This window comes from Nocardia sp. (assembly GCF_025465275.1).
Taxonomy (GTDB): Bacteria; Actinomycetota; Actinomycetes; order Mycobacteriales; family Mycobacteriaceae; genus Nocardia.
The window spans coordinates 11,808-35,368 of record NZ_JAODNK010000190.1 but is presented as its reverse complement, the minus strand read 5'-3'; the positions used below and the strand labels follow the sequence as shown (position 1 = coordinate 35,368).

Sequence of the window (23,561 nt, the reverse complement as noted above, 5' to 3'; positions counted from 1 at the left end):
CCGATGACAATGCCTATCGTGGCGCCATGACTCGAATACGTGCGGCCTGTCAACCGCGAATTCCACACCGTCCGGCGGATCGAGACGACCGCTGAGCATCTGGAACAGGAAATTGACCATGCCGAGGTCGAAATCGTACATCTGCCCTGTGCGCGGCCGAACTACCGTTGTCCACAGGTCGGGATCGTCACCGCCGCGGTGGAGGCAGTACCCGCTCGAGCTGCTCGACACTGCTTTGCATAGTGACGAGATTAAGGCTCCCTCAACCAGGGCCATCCCAACATTGGGAGGGACGACCTTCGAGACGCCGCCGCGCTCACGCCCGGACACAAGCGCCGACGGGTGCGGACACCGACAGCCACCCGAAACCCCAGGTCGGCGATGCGTTAACCGCTAGAAGCGCCCGTCCGAAGTACGATCGGACCATGCGGTCCATTTGGAAGGGCTCCATCGCGTTCGGGTTGGTCAATGTTCCCGTGAAGGTTTATACGGCCACGGAGGACCACGACATCAAGTTCCATCAGGTACATGCTGCTGATGGGGGGCGGATTCGGTACGAGCGGGTGTGCACGGTGGATGGGCAGCCGGTGCAGTTCGCGGATATCGATAAGGCGTACGAATCGCCGGAGGGGGATCGGGTGATCCTCACCGATGAGGATTTCTCGAAGCTGCCTGCCGCGGAAAAGCATGAAATTCCGGTGTTGCAATTCGTGCCCGCCGACCAGATCGATCCGATCTTCTTCGATAAGAGTTACTTCCTGGAACCCGATTCGAGTACACCGAAAGCGTATGTGCTGCTGGCGAAAACGCTCGAGCAGACCGATCGGATCGCGCTGGTGCACTTCACGCTGCGCCAGAAGACTCGGCTGGGGGCGCTGCGGGTGCGCGACGGCGTGCTCGTATTGCAGGCCATGCTGTGGCCCGATGAGGTGCGGTCGGTGGCCTTCGACAAGCTCGACGGCGTGGCGGAGCCGCGGCCGCAGGAACTGCAGATGGCCGAGACGCTCGTCGACACGCTGTCGGATGATTTCGATCCGGGCCTGTACGTGGACGAATACCAGATCGAGCTGAAGAAGCTGCTCGACGAGGCCATTGCCAGCGGGAGCAGCAAGGTCACGCGCGCACCGGAATCGGCCGCACCCGAGATGGATGCCGAGGTCGTGGACCTGGTCGCGGCGCTGCAGCGGAGTCTGGAAGCGTCCGGGCGGCGTAGTGCGAAGAGCGGTGATGCCGCGCCCGCTACAGCTCCCAAAGCCGCGAAGGCAGCCGCGCCGGAGAAGAAGCCGGTCAAGAAGGCCGCGAAGAAGGCTCCTGCCAAGCAAGCCCGTAAAGGCGCTTAGGAACCACCGGGCCGGACCGGAACGGGTCACCGCAGCATCTACCTGGCAAACTGTCGGGTATGGAACCGGCCATAGCCATCGTCCCCATGGGACTCGGACATCTTCGACAGGTACTCGATCTGGGCTACGAGGTGTTCGACACCTCCACCAAGCCCTACACATCCTGGTCGCTCACCTCGGTGGCCGAGCATCTCGACAGCGCCGGCCGCTCCTGCTGGGTCGCGGTGGACTCCGATCGAGTGGTGGGATTCGTGCTCGGCTCGATGGAGTTCGAGCTGCGCGACGACTGGGCCTATCTGGAGTGGATCGCCGTCGCTCCCGATAGGCAGGGCCGCGGGATTGCCGGCCGGCTCATGTCCGCCTGCTGCGACACCCTGTTCGAGAGCGGTGCGCGCCGGATCGTCACCGATGTGGAGATCCACAACACCGCGTCGGCCTCGCTGATGAAGCGCAATGGTTTTGCCGAGGGCACCACCGTCACGCTGTTCGTGCGGCCGAATCCGACACCGACCGCCGATGATGACCCCGCTGAAACCGATAGCGACCAGGTCACGCTCATGCCCGGAACCAAGCGCGAGCTGATCCGCAAGGGCCGCATCGCGGGTGAAGGCGGACGGGCGCGGATCAACCGCTGATACGATCGCCGAGTGAGTTCTTACTGGCACTGCGTCACGCCGCCCCCGATCTGCTGATCGGGCGCACCGGCTGATATCCGCCGCACGCTCCGGCTGACCCCCACTGGGCAGCCTGGAATTCTTGTGCGCCCGTTGCGAATTCTTGCTCACAGCATTCGACGACGGAGTACACGACTGTGCCGAAAAGTTCTTCGATTCTTGCCGCAGCGGTGTTGTGGGGCAGCACCGGCACCGCCGCATCACTGGCCCCGACCGGAACGCCCGCAGCAGCGGTGGGTTCCGCCGGGCTGGTGTTCGGCGGGTTGCTGCTCCTCCTCACCTCGCGAGGTAATCGCCTGCACTGCAACAGGTTCGAGTGCGGGCTGCTGACAGTGGGCGGGTGCGCGGTTGCCGCGTACCCGCTCACCTTCTACCCAGCGGTGGCGCGCACGGGTGTCGCCGTGGCCACCGTGACCACGCTGGCCAGTGCGCCTGTATTCACCGGGCTGCTGGTCTGGATCACCGGGCGTGGCAGACCAGAAAATCGATGGCTCGCCGCGACCGGAGTGGCCGTGATCGGTTGCCTCGCACTCGTTCTCGGGTCCGAGTTCGGTGGAGCGAGCACGCCGATCGACCCCCTCGGCGTCGCCCTCGCGCTCTGCGCGGGCTTGGCCTACGCGAGCTATCTACTGGTCGGTGGCGAGCTCATCGCCCGAGGGCAGCCATCGTCCCCGGTCATGGGAGCCATGTTCGGTATGGCCGCCCTACTTGTGCTGCCGGTACTGCTCAGCCTCGGAATCGACTGGCTCGCAACGCCACGCGGCCTCACCGTCGCGCTGTACCTGGCGGTCTTCACGACCTTCCTCGCCTATCGACTGTTCGGATACGGCCTGCGGCACACCGCAGTCGACACCGCCGCCACCCTCACCCTGACCGAAGCCGCGGTCGCCGCCGCACTCGGCGTGACCGTGGTGGGCGAGCGACTCTCACCCCTGTCCTGGTCCGGAATGGCAGTCCTGGCACTAGGTTTGGTATTGCTCACCCTGCCTGCACGGCGCCGGAATGCTCCAGCTTCGAGTGCTTTCGCGAGTAGGCGAAGTACACAACCAGACCGACCAAGAGCCACACGACGAAGCGCACCCACGTCTCCCACGGCAGCGACCAGATCAGATAGATCGAGAACCCGATCCCGACGACCGGTACCACCGGCATGAGCGGCAGCCGGAATTCGCGCGGCTCCCCGGGACGCGTGTAGCGCAGCACCATCACGGCAATGCTGACCACGATGAAGGCCATCAGAATGCCGATATTCGTCAGCTCGGCAACGGTATTGATCGGCAGCAGGCCCGCGAGGATCGCCGACCCGACGCCCACGATCCAGGTCACACGGGTCGGAACGCGCCGCGTCGGGTGGGTCTTGGCGAACCAGGCGGGCAGCAGGCCGTCGCGGCTCATGGCATACCAGACACGTGTCGTCGCCAGCATGAATGCCAGCACCACGGTGGCGATGCCGATGATCGCGCCGACGGCGATGACATTCGCAATGCCCGGCAGCCCAACGGATTTGAAGGCGCTGGAGAAGCCACTCGTCGGATTGATCTCGGTGTACTTCTGCATGCCGGTGAGGACCAGCGTCGCCAGCACGTACAGCACCATGGCAATGGCCAGCGAATACAGAATCGCCTTGGGCAGTTGCTTTTTCGCCTCGGTGGATTCTTCGGCGGCGGTGCTCATGGCGTCGTAGCCGAAGACGGCGAAGAACACCGTCGCCGCGCCTGTCCACACCGCGGCATGACCGTAGGGGAAGTAGGGGGTGTAATTGGCGCTGTCGATATGGAATACGCCGAGTCCGATGATCAGCAGCACCACCGCGATCTTGATTGCCACGAAGAAGGTTTCGAAGCGGCCGACGCTCTTGATGCCGCGCGTGAGTACCCAGGCCGTACCCAGGCAGAACACCACGGCGAAGACATCCACCACATGCCCGTCACCGGTCCCCGACGCGCCGAGCATCCAGTGCGGCAGCGTAAGTCCCATCTGATCGAGCAGGAAGTTGAAGTAGCCGGAGACGCCGATGGCCACCACCGCTGATACCGCCGTGTACTCCAGCAGCAGATCCCATCCGATGAACCAGCCGCCCAACTCCCCCAGTGCCACATAGCCGTAGGTGTAGGCCGAACCGGCCTTGGGCACCATGCCCGCGAACTCGGCGTAGCACAGCGCGGCGCACGCACTGGCCAGTCCGGCGATGAGGAACGAGATCAATACGGCGGGTCCGGCGGTCTTGTTCGCCACCGATCCGGCCAGCGAGAAGATCCCGGCCCCGATAATGCCGCCGACGCCGATCGCGGTCAGCTGCCAGAGGCCCAGGTGTTTGGCGAGCTGTTGATCGGCGGGCGTATCGTCCTCGATCTCGCCCAGGGGTTTGCGGCGCAGGATCTGACTGCGCAACTCCGCCATCGACATGCGGTGTCCTTTCGTCCCGCCGCGTCACGACTGGCAACGCAGGTCCGACTCGAGATCACTCCATACGATCATGACGGCGCACGATTCGTCCGTTAATCGGCACCCTGTTATCGCGCAGAAATCTCACAGAGCGTGGCCGGTTCGCGGTGTGCCCAGTGCCTCGGGGTTGATCATGCGCGGCAAACCCCGGACGGCCCCGTTGCAAGGCCGCCACCAGCTCGCCCGGCCGGATGAGACCGGAGCGGCTCGTATTGACCAGTAGCGCAGTAGGTTTCATCGCCGCCAGGTCGTCAGCGTTGACGATACCGCGTGTCGCGTCCACCAGGCGCATGTGCAGCGACAGCACATCGGAACGCCCGAAGAAGTCCCGCTCGGATTCCGCGACCGCGTACCCGGCCGATGCGGCTGCGGCACGCGCTACCGGACGACTAACGAAGTTCCTGGTATTCAGCACCTTTCAGAGCAGGACCCCGGTCGCGAGCGACCGGGGTCCTGCTGTTCGGGCGTGTGGCGTCTACGGGATGGTCAGGACCTGCCCGGCGCTGACCATGTCCGGGTCGGCGATACCGCTGGCCGCGACGATCTCCTGGAAGCGATTGCCGTCGCCGTAGAACTGTTCCGCGACGGCCCACAGCGTGTCACCGTCGGCCATCGTGTACGTGCGGGCCGCCGCGGCCGCCGCCGGCTGTTCGGCGGCCATCGGGGTGTCGGTCGCGGTGCTGGAGGACCAGAGGGCGGAATCACCGCCGTAGAGCACCAGATTCCGATCGGGCTGCAGGGTGAGCCGGTCGGCGCTCTTGCCGTCGGTCTTGGTCGACCATTTGGCGTCTTCCCCGGCATAGAGCACGAAGTTGCCGTCCTGCTGCAACATGCCCCGGGTCACGCCCGAGCCGTTCGTGCCGCTCGACCAGATGACCTTGCCCGGCTCTTCGAGCACCAGATTGCCGTCGTCCTGCAGGGTCAGCGAGTACGCACCACTATTGAGCGACTTACCTGTTCCGAGTTCTTCTCCTACGCGCAACGTGTCAACCACGGTGTTTCCCCTTTTCGGGTGAGGTGGGATCGGGTTTCATCGGAGAGTTACGCCGGTAGCGCTCATCCGGCGCATACCGGAAAAACGGTACTCGACAGCTCCCAGCCGCGCAGCAATTAGGACCAATTGGTTTGTTTTAGGCGGAAAAAACGCAGTGCCAAATCTGTCGGACCACCCGGCTACGGTGGCCGCATGACCGATGCCACCATGACCGCCATCAATGACGCCGTAACCCTTGGGCGGCAAGGGAATACCGATCAGGCTCGGGAATCTCTCGCCGAATTATGGAGTTCGGTGGGCGTGGACGGCGATCCGCTGCATCGCTGCACCATCGCGCACTATCTGGCTGATTTGTTCGATCATGCGGCCGATGCCCTCACCTGGGATGTGCGGGCACTGGACGCGGTCGAGGTGCTCACGGACGAGCGCGCTCAGCAGGAACATTCGTCGTTGAGTGTGCGCGGCTTCTATCCGTCGATGCATCTCAACCTGGCTGACGACCTCCGCCGACTAGGCGCGTTCGCTTCGGCCCGGAGCCATCTCGATGCGGCCCGAGAGCGGCTCGCCGCGCTCGACGAAGGAGCTTTCGACGGTGGCGTCGGAGCAGGAATCTCGCATGTGGAAGCCGCGCTGGCGGAGGGCTCCACCGATCGGCTACCGACGCATTGATTTTGCGGCACAGGCGTACTCGGCACAGCTGCTCCAGCTCAATTGAGCACGCTGGCGTATAGACCAGCGAAACCGTAAGTCACACAACGCACTACAACTGCCAGGCCAGCCATGGCCGACATTGCGGACTCTTGTATGAGTCTACGAACCTCCGCTCTCAGCCTGCGGACGTTTTCATGCCTTCCATGCCTGGCCGACTCCCCTCGGTTGCCTGTGTACTGCTGACACAACTGGCAACGAAGCAAGGGATTTCCCTTGTCCGACAAGGAGTTCTCGTGGCGATCCAGCGCAAGCACACGATGTACCACTCGACGATCATCGACGCCGATCCGGACACGGTCTGGGCTGTGGTCCGCGATGCCCTGCAGGTGGTGTCGATCGTGTCCGGAGATGCGGCGAAGGACGTGCATTGGGCCGAAGACGGTGCGCCCGAACGAGTTCCGTCGCTGTACAACTTCACGCTGGTATTCAGCGACGGCCTTGTTCAGCAGGAGGTCGCCGGACGCAACGAGGTGGAGCGAACGCAGACCTACCGATCCATCGAGCCGACGATGGGCGTGGACCGCTATCTCGCCACTATTCACGTGCAGCCGATCACCAATGATCCGAACCGCAGCTTCTTCGATTGGACACGAGAGCTGACGATCGCCGATGACGCGGAGGCCGAGGTCGTCGAGACGATCATCGCCATGATGGCCGGGCAGACCGACTCCGTGCGGGACTTCTTTGCGCAGCAGTAGCCGCGACAGCATCTCATCGAACGAAGGAGTACCCCTTGACTAAGACGTTGTCCGGTCGGCAGCTCGAAATCGCCTGGCCTGATCTGGATATCACCGTGACCGCGGAACTCGACGGTCGCAATGCCGAGCTGGCCGATGCGCTCTGGGAGTCGTTGCCCTACCGAAGTCTGCAGGGACACGCACTGGTTGCGGGCAGTCACCTGTATCACGTGGCGCCGATACCCTCCCTGCTCCATCTGCCCGCATCCACTCGGATCGCTGACCGGCGCGAGGCGCCCGACGGAACGGTGTTCTGTTCCGCGCTACAGCATGTGGGCATCAAGTACGGTCCCTTGAGCGAACCGATGCCGGCCTCCCCGGTCGGCCGGATCCGTGCGGCGGATATGCCCGCTCTGCTCGAAGCCGGTCAGGCTATCTGGGATTCGGTCTATTCGACGAAGAAGCCGATCCTGGCGGAGGTCCGCAGGGCAGGCACGGCAGGCGGCCACCGCATTCCCCATTTGACCGCCGCCGATCCTGACGCGAACCGCCTGATCCACGACGTGTACACCGAGACCGGGCAGATCTGGCTGACCGAACCACCCGAGCTCGCCGATCTGCACCGAGGGCGAATCGCCTCCGGGGCAGGCAGTTTCGAGACGGTGCTGCCCACCCTGCTGTTCGTCAACGGTGAGACCCGCCCGCTGGGCTACGCCACGTACGGCGGCCTGGTCCGAGCCGCCGTCACGGATATGCCGATGGATTCGCTGCGCCAGATGGCACGCCTGTTGATCGGTATCCCGGCCGAGTTCCTGGGCTACTGCGGTCTGGAGAAGCTGTGGTCCTTCACCCAGCGCTTCCTGGCCTGCCTCGACGACCTCGACCGTGACGACTTCCTCGCCGTGGCGAGTCAGATGGCCCTCTACGTCAACTGCCTGGGCGGCTGGAATCTGCACCTGTTCCCGTGGGACGCCGGAGACCACCTGCGCCGGCAACGCCCCGCCGAAGTGGGTCAGCAGTCATGAGCGGTCTGCCCGAACGCACCGATGCCCTCGTCATCGGCGGCGGCGTCATCGGCACCTCGATAGCGTGCCATCTCGCCGAATCAGGGGTCCGCACAGTGCTTTTGGAGCGCGGCAGTCTCGGATCGGGAGCATCCGGGTCCACCGCGGGCGTGGTGCGCACCTATTTTCCCGGCGATGCCCGCACCGGCAGCCTTGCCGTCCGCAGCCTGGCGGCGTATCACGACCTCGCCGAGCGGACCGGAACCACGCTCGGCCTGCAGCGTGTCGGTTTCTTGGTGCTGTTCACCGAGAACCAGCAGGTGGCGGCCTTCCGGCGGGACCGAGCCGCCCAGCACGCCGCCGGAGTGGACGTCGAGCTCGTGACCGCATCCGAAGCGGCGCAACTCAATCCGCTGCTCGACGAGCGCGCCATCGTGGCGGCGGCCTGGGCCCCCGAGGCCTACGCCTGCGACCCCGCCGCGATTGTGCACGGCTACGCCACCGCCGCCCGGGATGTCGGCGCGCTGTTGCGCACGGAGACTCCCGTCACCGGCATCGACCCCGACTGGCAGGTCCACACCCCTGCCGGCACCATCCGTGCCGAAACCATCGTCTGCGCGGCAGGGCCGTGGTCGCGAACGGTGGCCGAGATGGCCGGCGTCCGTCTCCCCGTGACCACGTATCCCATCGAATTGCTCCTCACCGACACGCCCGCCGCCCCGCTCACCACACTGCCGATGACCCTGCATCCCTCCAGCCTGCGGATTCGCGCGTGGCAGGACCGCATTCTCATCGGAATGGGCCGCCCCGACCCGGGCGAATCACGGCAGACCTGGCTCGAACGACTGTCACAGCAACTCGGCACCACCTACCCCGCCCTCGCGGGCGTCCGCATCGAGCGCGGCTGGAGCGGCGACTTCGACGGCAGCCCGGACGGGGCGGCCTTCATCGGCCGAGATCCTTCCCGGCCTTTCCTCTACGCGGCAGGATTCTCCGGCCAGGGACTGTGCCAAGCACCCGCGGCGGGCGAGATCGTCCGAGATCTCCTGGCCGACAAGCAAACCTGGATCGACACGGCGGGCCTCGCTACCGATCGCTGCCCTGTCGAAGCCGTGTAGCAGAGAAGGAAATTGTCATGATTGTCTTGGGCTGCAACGGTTTCACCCGAGTCTCGGAAGTCTTCGCCGATCATTTCGGCGCGGTCGGCACCGATAAGCACTACCTGCTCGGCCACGACGCCGGTGCTGCGCTCCTGGTGGACGGCGAACTGGTCGCCGCCGTGGAGGAAGAGCGGCTCAACCGGGAGAAGAAGACCACCGACTTCCCGTTCAAATCGGTGAAATGGTGTCTCGACCAGACGGGATTGCGATTCTCCGACATCGACCTGATCGCCATCCCCTGGAATTTCTCGACCGAGGTGTTGGACCAAATGGTGCATGGCATCACGTCCGCGCCGATGCCGCCCTCGGCGAAAATGGCCCTGCTGGACAATATCGGCACGCTGTTCACCGAGGTCGTCAGCCACGAGGCGATCCTGGCCGACTTCGCCGCCCGCACCGGTTTCACCCCCGATCCGGACAAGGTGGTGTTCGTACCGCATCACCTCGCGCACGCGATGACCGGCTACTACCTGGCGGGGATGAAGGACAGCGCGTTCCTCATCAGTGATGGTCGCGCAGAGGTGTTTTCGGCGCTGATGGGCGAAGTCCGCGACGGCCGGATCCGCGTCTTCGACGAGTCGACCATCGGGGCGGAGTATTCGATCGGCCTGCTGTTCGGCGCGATCACGCGATTCCTGGGCTTCGTGCCCAATAACGACGAGTACAAGGTCATGGGCCTGTCCGGATACGCCGATCCCCCGTCGCCGAACCCGTTTGTCGAGCACCTCGTCGAACTGCACGAGGACGGGCGATACACCTTCCGCCAACCACTCGCGACGGACAACCCGCGCAGCCTCGAGCCGCTCTTCGAGCAGTATTTCGGTCCGTTCCAGGACACCGTCGAGTACCAGTCCCGGGTGGCCGCCGCAGCGCAGGAGATGCTGACAGTCGTCACGAGCCACCAGCTCCGCGCCCTGGAAGCCAAGTCGGATCTGAACCACTTGCTGTTCGAGGGCGGCGTGGCACTGAACTGCCTCAACAACACTCCGCTGTTCGAGGGGTCGCGGTTCGACGATATGGAGGTGAGTTTCGGTGCCAGCGATACGGGCATCGTCATCGGCGCAGCGGTCCACGTCTGGGTCAATCACCCGGACACCGCCGACAAGGCAAAGCCCACGCCGCGTGTAACTCCTTATCTCGGACCGGAATTCGACGACTCGACGATCGAGCAGACCCTGCGGGAGTTCAGCGATCGAGTGGGCTGGACCAGGCTCAGTGATGACGAGATCGTCGATCAGGTGTCGAAACTGCTCACCGAAAAGGTGGTCATCGGCTGGTTCGAGGGCCGGATCGAGCATGGCCCAAGGGCATTGGGGCACCGCAGTATCCTGGCGAACCCGAAGTTCCCGGATATCAAGGACGTCATCAATACCAGGGTCAAGCACCGGGAACCGTTCCGTCCGTTCGCACCACTGGTGCTGGAGGCGGACGCGCCGAAGGTCTTCGAGATGGGCCGCAAAACCCGTTCGCCGTACATGACTTTCGTGTTTCCGGTGCGGCCCGAGTTCCACGACGTGATCCCGGGTGCGACCCACGTGGACGGCACGTCCAGAGTGCAGACGATCACCGATCAGGACACCCCGCGACTGGCAGCTCTGCTGCGCCGGTTCACCGCATTGACCGACGTTCCATGTCTGATCAATACCTCGTTCAATGTGGCGGGCGAGCCGATCGTCTGCACCCCCGCCGACGCGCTGAACTGCTTCCTCGGCACCGAGATCGACTATCTCGTGATCGGCAACCACTTCGTCACGAAAGCCGCCCCCACCGCATGACACTCGGACTCGACCTCGAGTCGCCGACGACGCTTGTGCTGCTGCGGCACGGCGAGACGCCACTGACGCCCGAAAAGCGGCTCTCCGGCAGCGGCGGCTCCGACCCTGCGTTGTCCGAGGCCGGGCGACGGCAGGCCGCAGCCGCCGCGGGTCTGCTCGCGGCGCGCGGCACAGTGCGGGCGGTGGTGTCCTCGCCGCTGCGCCGGTGCCGCCAGACTGCCGAAGTCGCAGCGCGGCAACTAGGCCTGGAGGTCCAAATCGACGAGGGGCTGCGCGAGGCGGATTTCGGCGTCTGGGAAGGCCTTACCTTCGCCGAAGCGCGCGAACGCCACCCGGACGAGCTGGCCGCGTGGCGGAAGTCCCCGACTGCGGTTCCGGGCGGAACAGGTGAATCGTTCGAGGTAGTGACGCGCCGGGTCACCCTGTCGCGGGACAAGCTACTGGCCAGGTACGCGGGGCGGACGGTGCTGGTCGTCTCGCACGTTGCCCCGCTGCGGACGCTGGTCCGGCTGGCACTCGGCGCGCCGCACGAGTCGCTGTTCCGGATGGAGCTGGCGGCGGCCTCGGTGTCGGAAGTGGCTTATTACGGGGACGGGAACGCGTCCGTGCGATTGCTGAACGACACATCACATCTGCGCTGAGCTCCTCGACACCGCCGGGTTGTATTGCAATGATGCGTTTACCGCGAGAAACACTGCCGCCATATTCATTTGTGTGAAAAGCCGACACATTTGTAGGTCAGCGGCCGGTTTGTCATAGCTTCTTACAAACCGTCGCCGGTCCCCGCACGTCAGCTTGACCGATGGTCCTACAGCGACGTAGTTTCGATTGAACAGACTCATGAGCTGCTGGAAGGAGACGAAGTCGTATGTTCACCATCTCCGACCTGCGTCGCCTCGCTCACCGCACCGTGTGGGTTCCGGGTCGGGTAGCGCACGGCTGCTGAGCAGCCCCTTCCCGGTGTACCCGAATACGGCACCGGCACATTCCGATCTCTGTCACCGCCTGCGGCACCTCTGTGCGTGCTGATTTGCGCTCCGGGTTCTCCGGACGGCGCCGACAAAATAGAAAGCTACTGAAATGGCGACTAGGATTATCAGATCGACCGCGCACCGAAATGAGGATGTGCCATGGTAGCGGCGCGAATCACGGTCAATGGGGAGGTCACCCCGATTTCCCCGGCGGCACCCCACACAACGGTCCTGGATTTCCTTCGTGACCGTGGTTTCACCGGGAGCAAGGAAGGCTGCGCCGAGGGGGAATGCGGTGCATGTTCGATCATGGTGGCCCGCCCGGGCGTGAACCAGCCCACCGACTGGGTCGCGGTCAACGCCTGTTTGGTCCCCGTCGCCTCCCTCGACGGCCAGGAGATCGTCACCGCCGAAGGACTCGGAACGGTCGACGCCGCGGGCGTACCCACCGAGCTGCACCCGGTGCAGCGGGAGATGGCCGTCCGCGGTGGCTCGCAATGCGGTTACTGCACACCGGGATTCGTCTGCAGTATGGCCTCCGAATACTATCGCCCCGGCCGCTGCGCTTCCGCGGCTGCGACCAGCACCGAGGCTGATGCACACGGCCACGAGGATGCGTCCGACCACGAGCACGGCCCCAACGGCTTCGACCTGCACTCGCTGAGCGGAAACCTCTGCCGTTGCACCGGCTACCGCCCGATCCGCGATGCGGCATTCGCCCTCGCCGATCCGAGCCCCGAGGATCCGCTCGCGCAGCGCCGTGAGCAGCCCGCGCCCGCACCGGTTGCCACCGAGTACACCGTGGACGATCGCACCTTCCGGCGCCCGGAAACCCTGGCCGAAGCGGTACAGCTCTTGCGTGAGCGCCCCGATGCGGTGCTCGTCGCCGGCTCCACCGACTGGGGCGTGGAGGTGAATATCCGTGCCCGGCGCGCGAATTACGTGATCGCGATCGATCGTCTCCCGGAATTGCGGGAGCTGCGCGTGGAATCGGATCACATCGAAATCGGCGCCGCGGTTCCGCTCACCGAAATCGAACGACGCCTCGACGGCAGCGTGCCTTTGCTCGCACAGTTGTTCCCGCAGTTCGCCTCCCGGCTCATCCGCAATAACGCCACCTTCGGCGGCAACCTGGGTACCGGTTCGCCCATCGGTGACAGCCCGCCCGCACTGCTCGCCCTCGGTGCGTCCGTGGTGCTCGCCTCCGCCGACGGGGAGCGGGTCATCGAGTTGGCCGACTACTTCACCGGCTACCGACAGAGCGTGCGACGGCCGGACGAACTGATCCGTGCGGTGCGCATCCCGCTGCCGCTGGCGCAGGTGACGGTGTTCCACAAGATCGCCAAGCGCCGCTTCGACGATATCTCCAGCGTGGCAGTCGCTTTCGCACTGGATATCGAGGACGGACTTGTTCGCTCGGTGCGCATCGGCCTGGGTGGCGTCGCCGCCACCCCGATCCGCGCCCGCGATACCGAGGCCGCGCTCATAGGCCGACCGTGGTCGGCGGAGACCGTTGCGGAGGCCGCCGCGATCTTGAAGTCCGAGGGCACACCGATGAGCGATCACCGCGCCAGTGCCGAATACCGGTCCGCGATGCTGGGCCGGAGTCTCGAAAAGCTGTACGCGCAAACCACCGAGGCGGTGCTGTCATGAGCGAGCTTGCGAGCGAATCGATAACACAGCGTCCATGGCTCTTGACGGAGCCGAGCGCCAGCGAGGCGGAGTCATGAGTCATCTTTCCGAACGCCCCGAGAAGCCTGTAGTCGGCGTTCCTATGCCGCATGAGAGCGCGTCGCTGCACGTCACGGGTACCGCGCTCTACACCGACGACCTGGTGTACCGCACCAAGGACGTGCTGCACGCCTTCCCGGTTCAGGTCATGAAGGCCCACGGCCGGATCACCGCCCTGCGCACCGAGGCCGCGCTCGCGGTGCCCGGCGTGGTGCGCGTACTCACCATCGACGATGTGCCCGGCGTCAACGATGCCGGTATGAAGCACGACGAGCCGCTGTTCCCGACAGAGGTCATGTTCCACGGCCACGCGGTGGCCTGGGTGCTGGGCGACACGCTGGAAGCGGCCCGGCTGGGCGCGGCGGCCGTCGAGGTCGAACTCGAGGAACTGCCAGCGATCGTCTCGGTCCGGGAAGCGATCGAGGCCGACAGTTTCCATGGCGCCCGGCCCATGATGATTCGCGGTGATATCGAGGACGGCTTCGCCAATTCGGCGCATGTCTTCAGCGGCGAGTTCGAGTTCAAGGGCCAGGAGCACTTCTATCTGGAGACGCACTGCGCGCTGGCCCAGGTCGACGAGTCCGGTCAGATGTTCATCCAGAGCAGCACCCAGCATCCTTCCGAGACCCAGGAAATCGTCGCGCACGTACTCGGTCTGCACAGCCACGAGGTGACCGTGCAGTGTCTGCGCATGGGTGGCGGTTTCGGCGGTAAGGAGATGCAGCCGCACGGGTTCGCCGCCATCGCCGCACTCGGCGCCAAGCTGACCGGCCGGCCGGTTCGGCTGCGGCTCAACCGGACTCAGGATCTGACCATGTCCGGTAAGCGGCACGGCTTCCACTCCACCTGGAAGATCGGCTTCGACGCCGACGGCCGTATCCAGGCCCTGGACGCGACCCTGACGGCGGACGGCGGCTGGAGCCTGGATCTGTCGGAACCGGTGCTGGCCCGCGCGCTGTGCCATATCGACAACACGTACTGGATTCCCAATGCGCAGGTCGCCGGTCGCATCGCCCAGTCGAACACGGTGTCCAACACCGCTTTCCGGGGCTTCGGCGGTCCGCAGGGCATGCTGGTCATGGAGGACATCCTGGGCAGGTGCGCGCCGCTGCTGGGTCTGGATCCGGCCGAATTGCGGGAGCGGAACTTCTACCAGCCGGGTCAGTCCACGCCGTACGGGCAGCCGGTCGGCCAGACCGACCGGATCGGCAAGATCTGGCACGAGGTGCAGGACAGCGCCGACTGGGCCGGGCGGCAGCGCGAGATCGCGGCCTTCAATGCCGCACATCCGAATACCAAGCGCGCCTTGGCGATCACCAATATCAAGTTCGGCATCTCGTTCAACCTCACCGCCTTCAACCAGGGCGGCTCGCTGGTGCTGATCTACAAGGACGGCTCCGTCCTGATCAACCACGGCGGCACCGAAATGGGCCAGGGCCTGCACACCAAGATGATGCAGGTCGCCGCGACCACGCTCGGCATTCCGCTGCACAAGGTGCGCTTGGCTCCGACGCGAACGGACAAGGTGCCCAACACCTCTGCCACCGCGGCCAGCTCCGGAGCGGACCTCAACGGCGGCGCGATCAAGAATGCCTGTGAGCAGTTGCGCGCCCGGCTTGTCGAGGTCGCCGCAACTCAGCTGGGCACGAACGCCGCGGATGTCCGCATCGTCGAGGGTGTCGCCCGGGTCCTCGGTAGCGATAAGGAGCTGGACTGGGACACCCTGGTCCGCACCGCCTATATGCAGCGAGTTCAGCTGTCGGCCTCCGGTTACTACCGCACCGAGGGCCTGCACTGGGATGCGAAGATCTTCCAGGGCTCGCCGTTCAAGTACTTCTCCTACGGCGCCGCCGCCACCGAGGTCGAGGTGGACGGCTTCACCGGCGGCTACCGCATCCGCCGTGTCGATATCGTGCACGACGTCGGTGACAGCCTCTCGCCGCTGATCGACATCGGTCAGGTCGAGGGCGGATTCGTACAGGGCGCGGGCTGGCTGACGCTGGAAGACCTGCGCTGGGATACCAGCGACGGACCCAACCGCGGGCGGTTCCTGACGCAGGCGGCCAGCACCTACAAGCTGCCGAGCTTCTCGGAGATGCCCGAGGAATTCAATGTCACGCTGATGGAGAACGCGACCGAGGAAGGCGCGGTGTACGGATCCAAGGCGGTCGGTGAACCGCCGCTGATGCTGGCCTTCTCCGTGCGCGAGGCATTGCGGCAGGCCGCCGCGGCGTTCGGGCCCGCCGGAACCAGTGTGGATCTCGGGTGCCCCGCTACTCCGGAAGCGGTCTACTGGGCGATCGAAACAGCCCGCAGCACCGACGCGCAGCACAATGGCCACGCCAACGGCAATGGCTATAGCAACGGCCACGCCGGCAACGAGATCTCCACCGATGCAAGTGTTTTGAGCCGTGTCTGACATGGGCTGGGTGGCCGCGGTCGCGGAGTTACGAGCTCGCCGGGAGCCCGGCGCGCTGGTGACCGTCGCGACCGTGCGCGGCCACGCGCCACGCCGGGCCGGCGCCAAACTCGTGGTGGGACAGACGCAGACGTGGGGTTCGATCGGGGGCGGCAATATCGAGGCCGTCGCGATCGATCGGGCCCGCGAGCTGATGGGCACGCGAGATCCGGAGCCGGAACTGATGGAATTCGCACTCAACGACAAGGTCACCAACCGGCACGGCGTGCAGTGCTGCGGCGGAGCGGTCACCGTACTGCTCGAACCACTGCCGGTGGGCCCCGCGGTGGCGATCTTCGGCGTCGGGCACGTGGGGCTGGAGCTGGCCCGAATCCTGGCCCGGCACAACCTCGATCTGCACCTGATCGATACCCGCCCGGACGTACTCACCGACGAACGCCTCAGCGTGCTCTCGGATGCGATGGCACAGATCCACGTGCACCACACCCCGCTGCTTCCGGAGGAGGTGCTCGCGGAGCTACCGCCCGGCACCCACGTCCTGATCATGACGCACGATCACGCCGAGGACGCCGCGCTGTGCGACGCGGCCGTGCGCAATACCGATCTCGGTTCGATCGGATTGATCGGCTCGTCCGCCAAATGGGCGCGGTTCCGGCAGCGCCTGGCCACCGAGGGCGGCCTCGGCACGGCCGCCATCGACCGGATCAAGACCCCGATCGGCATCACCGGAATCACCGGAAAGGAACCTGCCACGATCGCGGTAAGCGTTGCGGCAGACCTGCTCCGGGCGTTCGAACAGGACCGGACGGCCGACAGCGCGCCTGCCGGCCGCTTGGCAAAGTCTACGAAAAGCCGGTCTCAGCCTGCGGAGGTCTTCATGTCTTCCACCCCTAGCTGACTCCGCCCGGGTGCGATGTACTTCATCCGGGTAATCCCCACCGTATTTCGAAAAAGGAGTGACCGTGACCGCGCACATCCAAGAAACGAACATTCAGGAACTCGAGCGCGCCTGGATGAACGAGGCGATCAGGTTGGCCACGACCAGCGTGACGGAGGGCGGCGGTCCGTTCGGCGCACTGGTCGCCAAGGATGGCGAGGTCGTCGCGATCGGGCACAACCAGGTCACCGCGACCCTGGACCCCATGGCGCACGCCGAGGTGAGCGCCATGCGGGCCGCCTGCAAACAGCTGGACACCTTCACGCTCAAGGGCTGTGTTCTGATCACCTCGTGCGAGCCCTGCCCGATGTGCCTGTCCTCCGCGCTGTGGGCGCGCATCGACCGCATCGTCTACGCCGCCGATCGGCATGATGCCGCGGTCGCCGGTTTCGACGACCGCGTGTTCTACGACCTGTTCGAAACGAAGCCGAAGTCGATGTGGCCGACGCGGGTCGAGCAGCTGGACCTGCCGAACCGTACGGCGCCGTTCGACGCGTGGCTGGCCAAGTCTGACCGCATCGACTACTGAACAACCACTAGGCGTCCGCAGCCGCTCGCACCCTGCCCTCCCGGAAAAACTCCAGCAGGCTTTCGACAGTGGAGACTTCGGAGCGGGATCGCTTGGCGCCGAACGGGGCATTCCAGAAATCGCCGCGACGGCGAGTCCACGGCCCCACGTAGGCGTACGGCTGCGGATTCTGCCAATCCCCCGGCGAGACACCGTAATTCACCTCGTCGATCGCCACCGACAGGTCGAAGTGCTCCGGCCAGAGAATCGGCTGCTCGGTGGCGAATCGCCGTAATGCGGTGTCCCCCAGCGCGAACCAATCGTGTACGGAGACCGCGGCCGCGGTATCGACGGTGAAGGGTTCTTCCGGATCCATGCCGGTACCTTCGCTGTAGAGGCCCTCGGGCGGCCCGGCGGCCTCGAAACCGGCGGCGAGCGCGAGGTCGCTGTAGGTGCCGTGCAACCGGATACGGCCCTGCGGCCACACCAGATCAGCGCCGGTCACCGAGACCGGCCATTTCATGCCGGTGAAGCCACCCAACACGATTCGCATTCTGATGCTGCCGAACCGCCGGTACTGCGGACCCGCGATGAGCAGTTCCGCCGCCGCGTGCAGTGCGAACCGGGTGTCCTCGTAGGTGATGTCGTCCACCTCGAAATCATCTCCGGCGCGATGGGTGGTTTGCTGGAGAATGGGGCCGAGCAAACAAAAGTGCGCCGTACCGGACGAATCCGGCACGGCGCACTGCTGCGTTCACTAGTCGCCGAGCGTGCTCAGTGTGCGTTGTCGGTGCACGCCGACAGGACCACCTTCGCCGCACGCGGCGAACCCGAACCCGTGTCCGGGAACGCGGGGGCGCTGGTACCCAGTGCGTTCACCGCAGCGGTCTCGGCGTCCCCCTTGGTGGCAGCCCACGCCCAGCCGAAGCGGGAGTCGGCGCCCTGCGCGACAGAGCCGCACGCATTGGCGAAGTGGACCACGACCTGGCAGTCGCCACCACCACATTTGTTGACGGCGGCGCCGTCGGCGCCGTCCCAGTTGCCATAGTTCACCGCATAAGCGACATTTCCGGTGCTCCGCGACAGTGCCAGGGCACCGTACAGATCACCGGAGGCGGCCTTGAATCCACCATCGATTCCCGCCGCGTTGGCGGGACCGGCAGCGATGGCGCCCATCGCGGCCATCGAGGTGATGGCGAGGCCCATTCCAGCCTTGCGCAGCAACGACATTCGATACTCCCCGTGATGATTTGATAGAACGGGTCGAATCATCGTCGAGCCCATCCCCAAAGTCCAATTCAGACTCGGCGCATTACCGAGACGACTTTACCCAGAACCACGGCCTTGTCACCGTCGATAACGTCATATGCGGGGTTGCGAGGTTCGAGATACACGTGGCCGTTACGACGGCGATAGACCTTGACGGTGGCTTCGCCGTCGATCATGGCGGCGACGATCTCACCGGAGTGCGCTTCGGCCTCCTGGCGAATCACCACGATATCGCCGTCGCAGATGGCTGCGTCGATCATGGAGTCACCGCGGACCCGCAGACCGAATACGGTGCCACGCCCCACCAATTCGCGCGGCAGCGACAACACATCATCGGTGTGCTGCTCGGCGAGGATCGGGGCGCCGGCGGCGATATCGCCGACCACCGGCACCGAGACCGAATCGCCGGACTGCTGCTGCGGGGCGGCGGCGCGCAGGAACATGCGGACATCCATCGGACGGGTGACCGATTCGCCGCGCGCGAGGAAACCGCGATCCTCCAGCGCCTTCAAATGTTTCGATACCGACGAACCGGACTTCAAGCCGACCGCGTCACCGATCTCGCGGCTGCTGGGCGAATACCCGTGGCGCTGCACCCAATCGCGGATCGTGCACAGAATCTGCTGCTGGCGGGGCGCCAGGGTCGAGGTGTCGAGGTGGGCGAACCCGTCGAAGTCGTCGTATCCGGTCACCCGGGCATCCTACGGCGTCGGCGCGGGGTTACCGCGGCGTGAGGAGCTCCGGCCCATCGTGTCGGCCTCGTAGATTAGGTTGGTCCGGGTGAGTTGCGAATTCGTCGTACTACCGGCTGATTCCGTCGCTTCGGCCGATGCGGTCGAAGCCTATGTGGCGTCCAGCGACGGCGTACCGGCGGTGAGTCTCGGACCGATTCTGGCCGGGCTATGGCGCTGGAACACCGAGATTCCGGTGTGGAACGGGCGGATCACGCTGGCCGCGGTGGGTGAGTGCGTGCGGGTGACGGTGCCCGAGCACGCGGCCTGGCGGGTGCTGCTGTGGATCGAAGAGCTCATCGCCGGAACCGAATTCGCGCTCTACGATCCGCGGGATCGGTCACTGGAGAGCCCCGAGATGCGGGAGTTCCGGGTGAATGTCGGCGGCACCAGATATTTCGATGTGCTGACCAAGCGCCAATTGCACTCGTGGATACCGCAATTACAGGAGCTGACCCCGACGCCGTTCCTCATCGTGCAGGAACCGGACGATCCGGACACCTTCATCCAGACCTATCGCCAGGGCGTCGACGACTACCTGCTCGAGTATCGGGAGGGTGGCCACATGCTCAGCACCACCCTCGACAATCCGCTGCGGATCGCCGACTACATCTGGGACTGGGCCGACGATCGCCGCAAGAATCTCGACAAACTGTTCTGGACCAAGAGACCCTGAATCCGGCCGGATTCAGTAGTAGAAGCACACCAGGCCGACGCCCTCGGTCTGGCAGGTGCGCGCCCAATCGCGCAATTCCGCCACCGACCCGCGGATGGAATCATCGGTGAGCCGCTCCAGCTCCACCTCATCCAATGTGTCTGCCATGGCGCCGATTCGGTGGCTCTCGACGTACCCGATACTCGGGAAATCATCGATCGGCGGCAGATCGATGGGCGCTCCGCCCAGCACCAGCCCCGCCGGATCGAAGTCCACGCCCAGCTCCGACAACGCCTCCTCCACCATCGAGAAGTAGCGGAACCGCATCCCCGCCCAGTGCGCATTGTTCAGCAGCGTGCCGGCGTGATGGCACAGCACCTCGAGCGCATGCCCGTACGTGGGCCCGAAGTCCTCGTGCATGGGTTCCCCGAGCAGCAACTGCCGCATGACATCCCGCGGCGTCAGCCCGAGCTCCTCGGCCTCGTCCAGCCGATCCAGCACATGCCGCGGCGACGACCGCACCACATGATCGGCGAACTCCTGGCTGTACGAACCGATCAGTCGGATCCCTTCCAGGTCAACGGCATACGGGCTCACAATGTACGACACAATTCCCCTTCCGGCACGACCGAGACACCCTAGCAGCCGGACCCGCTACGACGGGTCGGTCCGATCTCAGCGCTCAGCTGATCTGGTGCAGGACACGCGCAAGCACGGCATTGACGACAAAGACAACCGCGAACACCGCCGCCAGTCGAGGCCGCCGCGTCGTGTACACGGCGGCAATGCCGAGACCGAACCAGAACACCTCGAACACGATCCGCGTCACGCCGGTCAGCGAACTGCCGGGCGAGCCGAATGTGCCCCACACACTCGCCATCACGGCAACAAGACCCAGCGCCGAGAACGTCCGGATCGCTGTAGTCTGCTCCCAGGTGAAAGGCCAGTAGCCGACCGCGACTAGGGTCGCCAGTTCCAGTGCGAACGCGACAGTCGCATTGAGCGCCTTGATGATCGACAGCACCAACGTGGAGACTCCTTCCTCCTGCGCGGGCTGCGCACGAACCCCGCAGTTCTACCACCGCTGTGAATCGCCCGCTTGCCAACCAGCCCAGGGCACAGGCCGTCGGTCGGCTACCGCTGGGGTTACCGCCTCGGGTGCGGCTCAGCTGTGGTGCTCGTTCCCGATTGTGTGGAGATTACGATTCCGTCCGAATCGTCGTCGCCGATCTCGACGGAGAACGGCAGGGCGGCACCCAAAGGCGCCACCAGCAGGCAGACGTGGCAGTCACGGCCGGTGCGGGAGTCGTGCTGATGCCGAGCAGGGCCCTACCGGGGATGCAGCTACGCCCGCGGTGCCCACAATTGGTCGGCGTCACCGATGGCCACGCGGCCGCGGTAGACGTCGATCTTGTGGTCTATGAGTTCGAGATTGTCTTGCAGCTCAGCGATTTTGGCGGCTACATCGGCGCGGTGCGCCTCCATGAGGGCGAGGCGTTCCTGCTCATTGCCGCGGCCCGCCGCGACGAGTTCGGCGTAGCGGCGGATGGTCTTGATGGGCATGCCGGTGGCGCGCAGCCGGGTGCAGACGGTGATCCAGGTCAGATCCAACTGGCGGTACCGTCGCTGGCCGCCGGAGGTGCGGTCGACGGCGCTGACCACCAGGCCCGCACGTTCGTAGTAGCGCAGGGTGTGAGCGCTGATACCGCTGCGGCGCGCGGCCTCGGCAATACTCAGGCCCTGATCCGGTATGGCGTCGGTCGGCGCCGGCTGCTGCTTGACTTCGAGCACGCTCTAAAGATTACCGTCTGAGACATGAGCAATTCGGAGTCAGCGGACGGTATGCGGGTTGTTGTCACCGGTGCGACGACCGGCCTCGGGCGGGCCATGGCAGCGGCGCTCACCGCGGCGGGCGCGCGGGTCGTGGTGACCGGACGCAACCGAGAGCGGGCCGAGGCCACAGCGCGGGAGTTGGGTCAAGCGGCGGTCGGGCTCGGGCTGGATGTGCGTGATGAGCAGTCCGTCGCGGTGCTTGTCGATGCGGTTTGCGACCGGTTCGGCTGTATCGACATGCTGGTGAATAATGCCGGAATCGGTATGCGCACAGTCAATCCCAATTTTCTCACCGAACCGCAGCCGTTCTGGAAAGTCCCGCCGCACGGGTTCCGGGACGTGATCGATACGAAGATGACGGGCGTCTTCCTGGTCGCGCGCGCGGTCGCACCGCTGATGCTCGATGCCGGGTCGGGGCGGATCGTCAATATCTCGATGAATACGCGCACCATGACACTGCCGGGGTTCGTCCCGTACGGCCCCGCGGGTGCGGGTGTCGAGGCCCTGTCCCGGATCATGGCGGTCGATCTGGCCGGAACCCCGGTCACCGTCAATATGCTGCTCCCAGGCGGTGCGACCGCGACCGGCATGGTTCCCGGCCACATCTCCCCTGAAGTCCGTGCGGGACTGCTCGATTCGTCGATCATGGGGCCGCCGATCGTCTGGCTGGCCTCCGCGGCGGCGAAGGATGTGCACGACGAGCGCATTATCGCGACGGAATTCGACGACTGGCTGGCCCGGCGCACCCAGGTCTAGTACGGCAAAAACGAAGCCGCCCTTACCGTTTCCGGTAAGGGCGGCTTTCGCTTGACGCAGTTCTATACGGTGAAGCCGAGGGCGCGGAGTTGTTCGCGGCCGTCGTCGGTGATCTTGTCCGGGCCCCACGGCGGCATCCAGACCCAGTTGATCTGCAGCTCGTCGACCAGGCCGCTGCGGACCAGGGCGTTGCGGGACTGGTCCTCGATCACGTCGGTGAGGGGGCAGGCCGGCGAGGTCAGGGTCATGTCCATCTTGCAGATGCCGTCGGTGACCGACATGCCGTAGACCAGCCCCAGGTCGACCACGTTGATGCCGAGTTCGGGGTCGACCACGTCGCGCATGGCCTCTTCGAGGTCTTCGAGGAATTTGATCTCTTCCTCGGTCAGCTCTACCTGCGGTGCGGCGTTGTCGGCGGTCTCCGCCACAGCGGTGTCGGTCGCCGCAGTCACGGCGGTCTCGGCCGCCGACGTTTCAGTCTCACTCATCGTTCTTCTTCTCCCCGTTCGACATCGGCAGCTTGGTCTCCTCGGCGGAGGCTATCTGCACCACCGCGTCCTTGAACGCCATCCAGCCCAGCAGCGCGCATTTGACGCGCGCCGGGTACTTGGACACACCCGCGAAGGCGATGCCGTCGCCGATCATGTCCTCATCGCCCTCCAGCGTGCCACGACTGGAGATCATCTCGTTGAACGAGTCGACCACCTTCAGCGCCTGCTGGACCGGCAGGCCGATGACCTGGTCGGCGAGCACCGAGGTGGACGCCTGGCTGATCGAGCAACCCTGGCCGTCATAGGAGACGTCGCTGACATCGCCCTTGTCGTCCAGCTGTACGCGCAGCGTGATCTCGTCACCGCAGGTCGGGTTGACGTGATGCACCTGCGCACCGAAAGGCTCGCGGAGCCCCCGGTGGTGCGGGTGCTTGTAGTGGTCCAGGATCACTTCCTGGTACATCTGCTCCATGCGCATGA

At 65.2% G+C, this 23,561-nt stretch carries 25 protein-coding genes and 1 pseudogene; 15 read left to right on the top strand and 11 right to left on the bottom strand.

Translation table 11 applies throughout. The annotated features are described in order from the left end of the window. Nucleotides 1–425: 425 nt before the first annotated feature. From ku to JWN03_RS38990, 3 genes and pseudogenes are all read left to right on the top strand, one after another. Nucleotides 426–1,340 carry a non-homologous end joining protein Ku gene (gene ku / locus JWN03_RS39000; protein WP_297626352.1) on the top strand — a complete coding sequence of 305 codons (915 nt, stop codon included), beginning with the start codon at nucleotides 426–428 and terminating at the stop codon, nucleotides 1,338–1,340. A 59-nt stretch (nucleotides 1,341–1,399) separates the two neighbouring features. Next, entirely contained in the window at nucleotides 1,400–1,975 is a 576-nt protein-coding gene (locus JWN03_RS38995; RefSeq protein ID WP_297626349.1) for a GNAT family N-acetyltransferase, read from the top strand. Between the two features lie 176 nt (nucleotides 1,976–2,151). Then, a pseudogene (locus JWN03_RS38990) lies at nucleotides 2,152–2,937 on the top strand (EamA family transporter); the annotation flags it as partial. 55 nt (nucleotides 2,938–2,992) lie between these two features. Here the strand turns inward: JWN03_RS38990 and JWN03_RS38985 are convergent. From JWN03_RS38985 to JWN03_RS38975, 3 genes are read right to left on the bottom strand one after another with little or no spacing between them, the layout of a single operon-like run. After that, nucleotides 2,993–4,420: an amino acid permease gene (locus JWN03_RS38985; protein ID WP_297626346.1), complete on the bottom strand. Its 1,428-nt coding sequence runs from the start codon at nucleotides 4,418–4,420 to the stop codon at nucleotides 2,993–2,995. Between the two features lie 55 nt (nucleotides 4,421–4,475). Then, a complete protein-coding gene (locus JWN03_RS38980; protein WP_297626343.1) occupies nucleotides 4,476–4,874 on the bottom strand; it encodes an NAD(P)-dependent oxidoreductase in 399 nt (132 codons plus the stop codon). A gap of 60 nt (nucleotides 4,875–4,934) precedes the next feature. Then, nucleotides 4,935–5,453 carry a LysM peptidoglycan-binding domain-containing protein gene (locus tag JWN03_RS38975; protein ID WP_297626340.1) on the bottom strand — a complete coding sequence of 173 codons (519 nt, stop codon included), beginning with the start codon at nucleotides 5,451–5,453 and terminating at the stop codon, nucleotides 4,935–4,937. Between the two features lie 192 nt (nucleotides 5,454–5,645). On the opposite strand from JWN03_RS38975, the gene JWN03_RS38970 reads away from it, so the two are divergent. From JWN03_RS38970 to JWN03_RS38925, 10 genes are all read left to right on the top strand, one after another. Continuing rightward, the gene (locus JWN03_RS38970) at nucleotides 5,646–6,122 is read left to right on the top strand and encodes a hypothetical protein (protein WP_297626337.1); all 477 of its coding nucleotides are present in this window, start codon (nucleotides 5,646–5,648) and stop codon (nucleotides 6,120–6,122) included. A 275-nt stretch (nucleotides 6,123–6,397) separates the two neighbouring features. Further along, complete coding sequence (locus JWN03_RS38965; RefSeq protein WP_297626334.1) at nucleotides 6,398–6,862, top strand: SRPBCC family protein; 465 nt, start codon at nucleotides 6,398–6,400, stop codon at nucleotides 6,860–6,862. Between the two features lie 35 nt (nucleotides 6,863–6,897). After that, nucleotides 6,898–7,866: a hypothetical protein gene (locus tag JWN03_RS38960; protein WP_297626332.1), complete on the top strand. Its 969-nt coding sequence runs from the start codon at nucleotides 6,898–6,900 to the stop codon at nucleotides 7,864–7,866. Further along, the gene (locus JWN03_RS38955) at nucleotides 7,863–8,963 is read left to right on the top strand and encodes an NAD(P)/FAD-dependent oxidoreductase (protein ID WP_297626329.1); all 1,101 of its coding nucleotides are present in this window, start codon (nucleotides 7,863–7,865) and stop codon (nucleotides 8,961–8,963) included. Before JWN03_RS38960 ends, JWN03_RS38955 begins: the two co-directional genes overlap by 4 nt. Before the next feature lie 17 nt (nucleotides 8,964–8,980). Then, the gene (locus tag JWN03_RS38950) at nucleotides 8,981–10,780 is read left to right on the top strand and encodes a carbamoyltransferase family protein (protein WP_297626326.1); all 1,800 of its coding nucleotides are present in this window, start codon (nucleotides 8,981–8,983) and stop codon (nucleotides 10,778–10,780) included. Then, entirely contained in the window at nucleotides 10,777–11,421 is a 645-nt protein-coding gene (locus tag JWN03_RS38945; RefSeq protein WP_297626323.1) for a histidine phosphatase family protein, read from the top strand. The genes JWN03_RS38950 and JWN03_RS38945 overlap by 4 nt, the downstream gene beginning before the upstream one ends. Nucleotides 11,422–11,910: 489 nt before the next feature. Further along, complete coding sequence (locus JWN03_RS38940; protein WP_297626320.1) at nucleotides 11,911–13,404, top strand: xanthine dehydrogenase small subunit; 1,494 nt, start codon at nucleotides 11,911–11,913, stop codon at nucleotides 13,402–13,404. A 73-nt stretch (nucleotides 13,405–13,477) separates the two neighbouring features. Next, entirely contained in the window at nucleotides 13,478–15,901 is a 2,424-nt protein-coding gene (gene xdhB, locus JWN03_RS38935) for a xanthine dehydrogenase molybdopterin binding subunit (RefSeq protein WP_297626317.1), read from the top strand. 1 nt (nucleotide 15,902) lies between these two features. Then, nucleotides 15,903–16,799 (top strand): xanthine dehydrogenase accessory protein XdhC, encoded by an 897-nt coding sequence (xdhC, locus tag JWN03_RS38930; RefSeq protein ID WP_297626384.1) that lies wholly within the window; start codon nucleotides 15,903–15,905, stop codon nucleotides 16,797–16,799. Between the two features lie 64 nt (nucleotides 16,800–16,863). Further along, nucleotides 16,864–17,367, top strand: coding sequence for a nucleoside deaminase (locus JWN03_RS38925; RefSeq protein ID WP_297626315.1), 504 nt, complete (start codon nucleotides 16,864–16,866; stop codon nucleotides 17,365–17,367). A 7-nt stretch (nucleotides 17,368–17,374) separates the two neighbouring features. Here JWN03_RS38925 and JWN03_RS38920 read toward each other — a convergent pair whose 3' ends face one another. The 3 genes from JWN03_RS38920 to lexA form a co-directional block, all read right to left on the bottom strand. After that, entirely contained in the window at nucleotides 17,375–17,998 is a 624-nt protein-coding gene (locus tag JWN03_RS38920) for a hypothetical protein (protein WP_297626313.1), read from the bottom strand. Nucleotides 17,999–18,120: 122 nt separating this feature from the next. Continuing rightward, nucleotides 18,121–18,576: a DUF4189 domain-containing protein gene (locus JWN03_RS38915; protein WP_297626311.1), complete on the bottom strand. Its 456-nt coding sequence runs from the start codon at nucleotides 18,574–18,576 to the stop codon at nucleotides 18,121–18,123. 68 nt (nucleotides 18,577–18,644) lie between these two features. Continuing rightward, entirely contained in the window at nucleotides 18,645–19,307 is a 663-nt protein-coding gene (lexA, locus tag JWN03_RS38910) for a transcriptional repressor LexA (protein ID WP_297626309.1), read from the bottom strand. Between the two features lie 88 nt (nucleotides 19,308–19,395). Between lexA and JWN03_RS38905 the strand changes: the two genes are divergently transcribed. Then, on the top strand, nucleotides 19,396–20,022 hold the full coding sequence (locus JWN03_RS38905) for a hypothetical protein (RefSeq protein WP_297626306.1): 627 nt from the start codon (nucleotides 19,396–19,398) through the stop codon (nucleotides 20,020–20,022). Between the two features lie 12 nt (nucleotides 20,023–20,034). Here the strand turns inward: JWN03_RS38905 and JWN03_RS38900 are convergent, their stop codons facing one another. The 3 genes from JWN03_RS38900 to JWN03_RS38890 form a co-directional block, all read right to left on the bottom strand. Continuing rightward, nucleotides 20,035–20,610, bottom strand: a complete 576-nt coding sequence (locus JWN03_RS38900; RefSeq protein ID WP_297626303.1) for a DUF7691 family protein — start codon at nucleotides 20,608–20,610, stop codon at nucleotides 20,035–20,037. Nucleotides 20,611–20,683: 73 nt separating this feature from the next. Further along, complete coding sequence (locus JWN03_RS38895) at nucleotides 20,684–21,025, bottom strand: YrdB family protein (protein WP_297626381.1); 342 nt, start codon at nucleotides 21,023–21,025, stop codon at nucleotides 20,684–20,686. Between the two features lie 320 nt (nucleotides 21,026–21,345). After that, the gene (locus JWN03_RS38890) at nucleotides 21,346–21,792 is read right to left on the bottom strand and encodes a MerR family transcriptional regulator (protein ID WP_297626300.1); all 447 of its coding nucleotides are present in this window, start codon (nucleotides 21,790–21,792) and stop codon (nucleotides 21,346–21,348) included. A 24-nt stretch (nucleotides 21,793–21,816) separates the two neighbouring features. On the opposite strand from JWN03_RS38890, the gene JWN03_RS38885 reads away from it, so the two are divergent. Continuing rightward, complete coding sequence (locus tag JWN03_RS38885) at nucleotides 21,817–22,590, top strand: SDR family NAD(P)-dependent oxidoreductase (protein WP_297626296.1); 774 nt, start codon at nucleotides 21,817–21,819, stop codon at nucleotides 22,588–22,590. Nucleotides 22,591–22,652: 62 nt separating this feature from the next. Here the strand turns inward: JWN03_RS38885 and JWN03_RS38880 are convergent, their stop codons facing one another. After that, nucleotides 22,653–23,078 carry a metal-sulfur cluster assembly factor gene (locus JWN03_RS38880; protein ID WP_297626293.1) on the bottom strand — a complete coding sequence of 142 codons (426 nt, stop codon included), beginning with the start codon at nucleotides 23,076–23,078 and terminating at the stop codon, nucleotides 22,653–22,655. Further along, nucleotides 23,071–23,559 carry a Fe-S cluster assembly sulfur transfer protein SufU gene (gene sufU, locus JWN03_RS38875; RefSeq protein ID WP_297626291.1) on the bottom strand — a complete coding sequence of 163 codons (489 nt, stop codon included), beginning with the start codon at nucleotides 23,557–23,559 and terminating at the stop codon, nucleotides 23,071–23,073. Before sufU ends, JWN03_RS38880 begins: the two co-directional genes overlap by 8 nt. Between the last annotated feature and the right edge of the window lie 2 nt (nucleotides 23,560–23,561).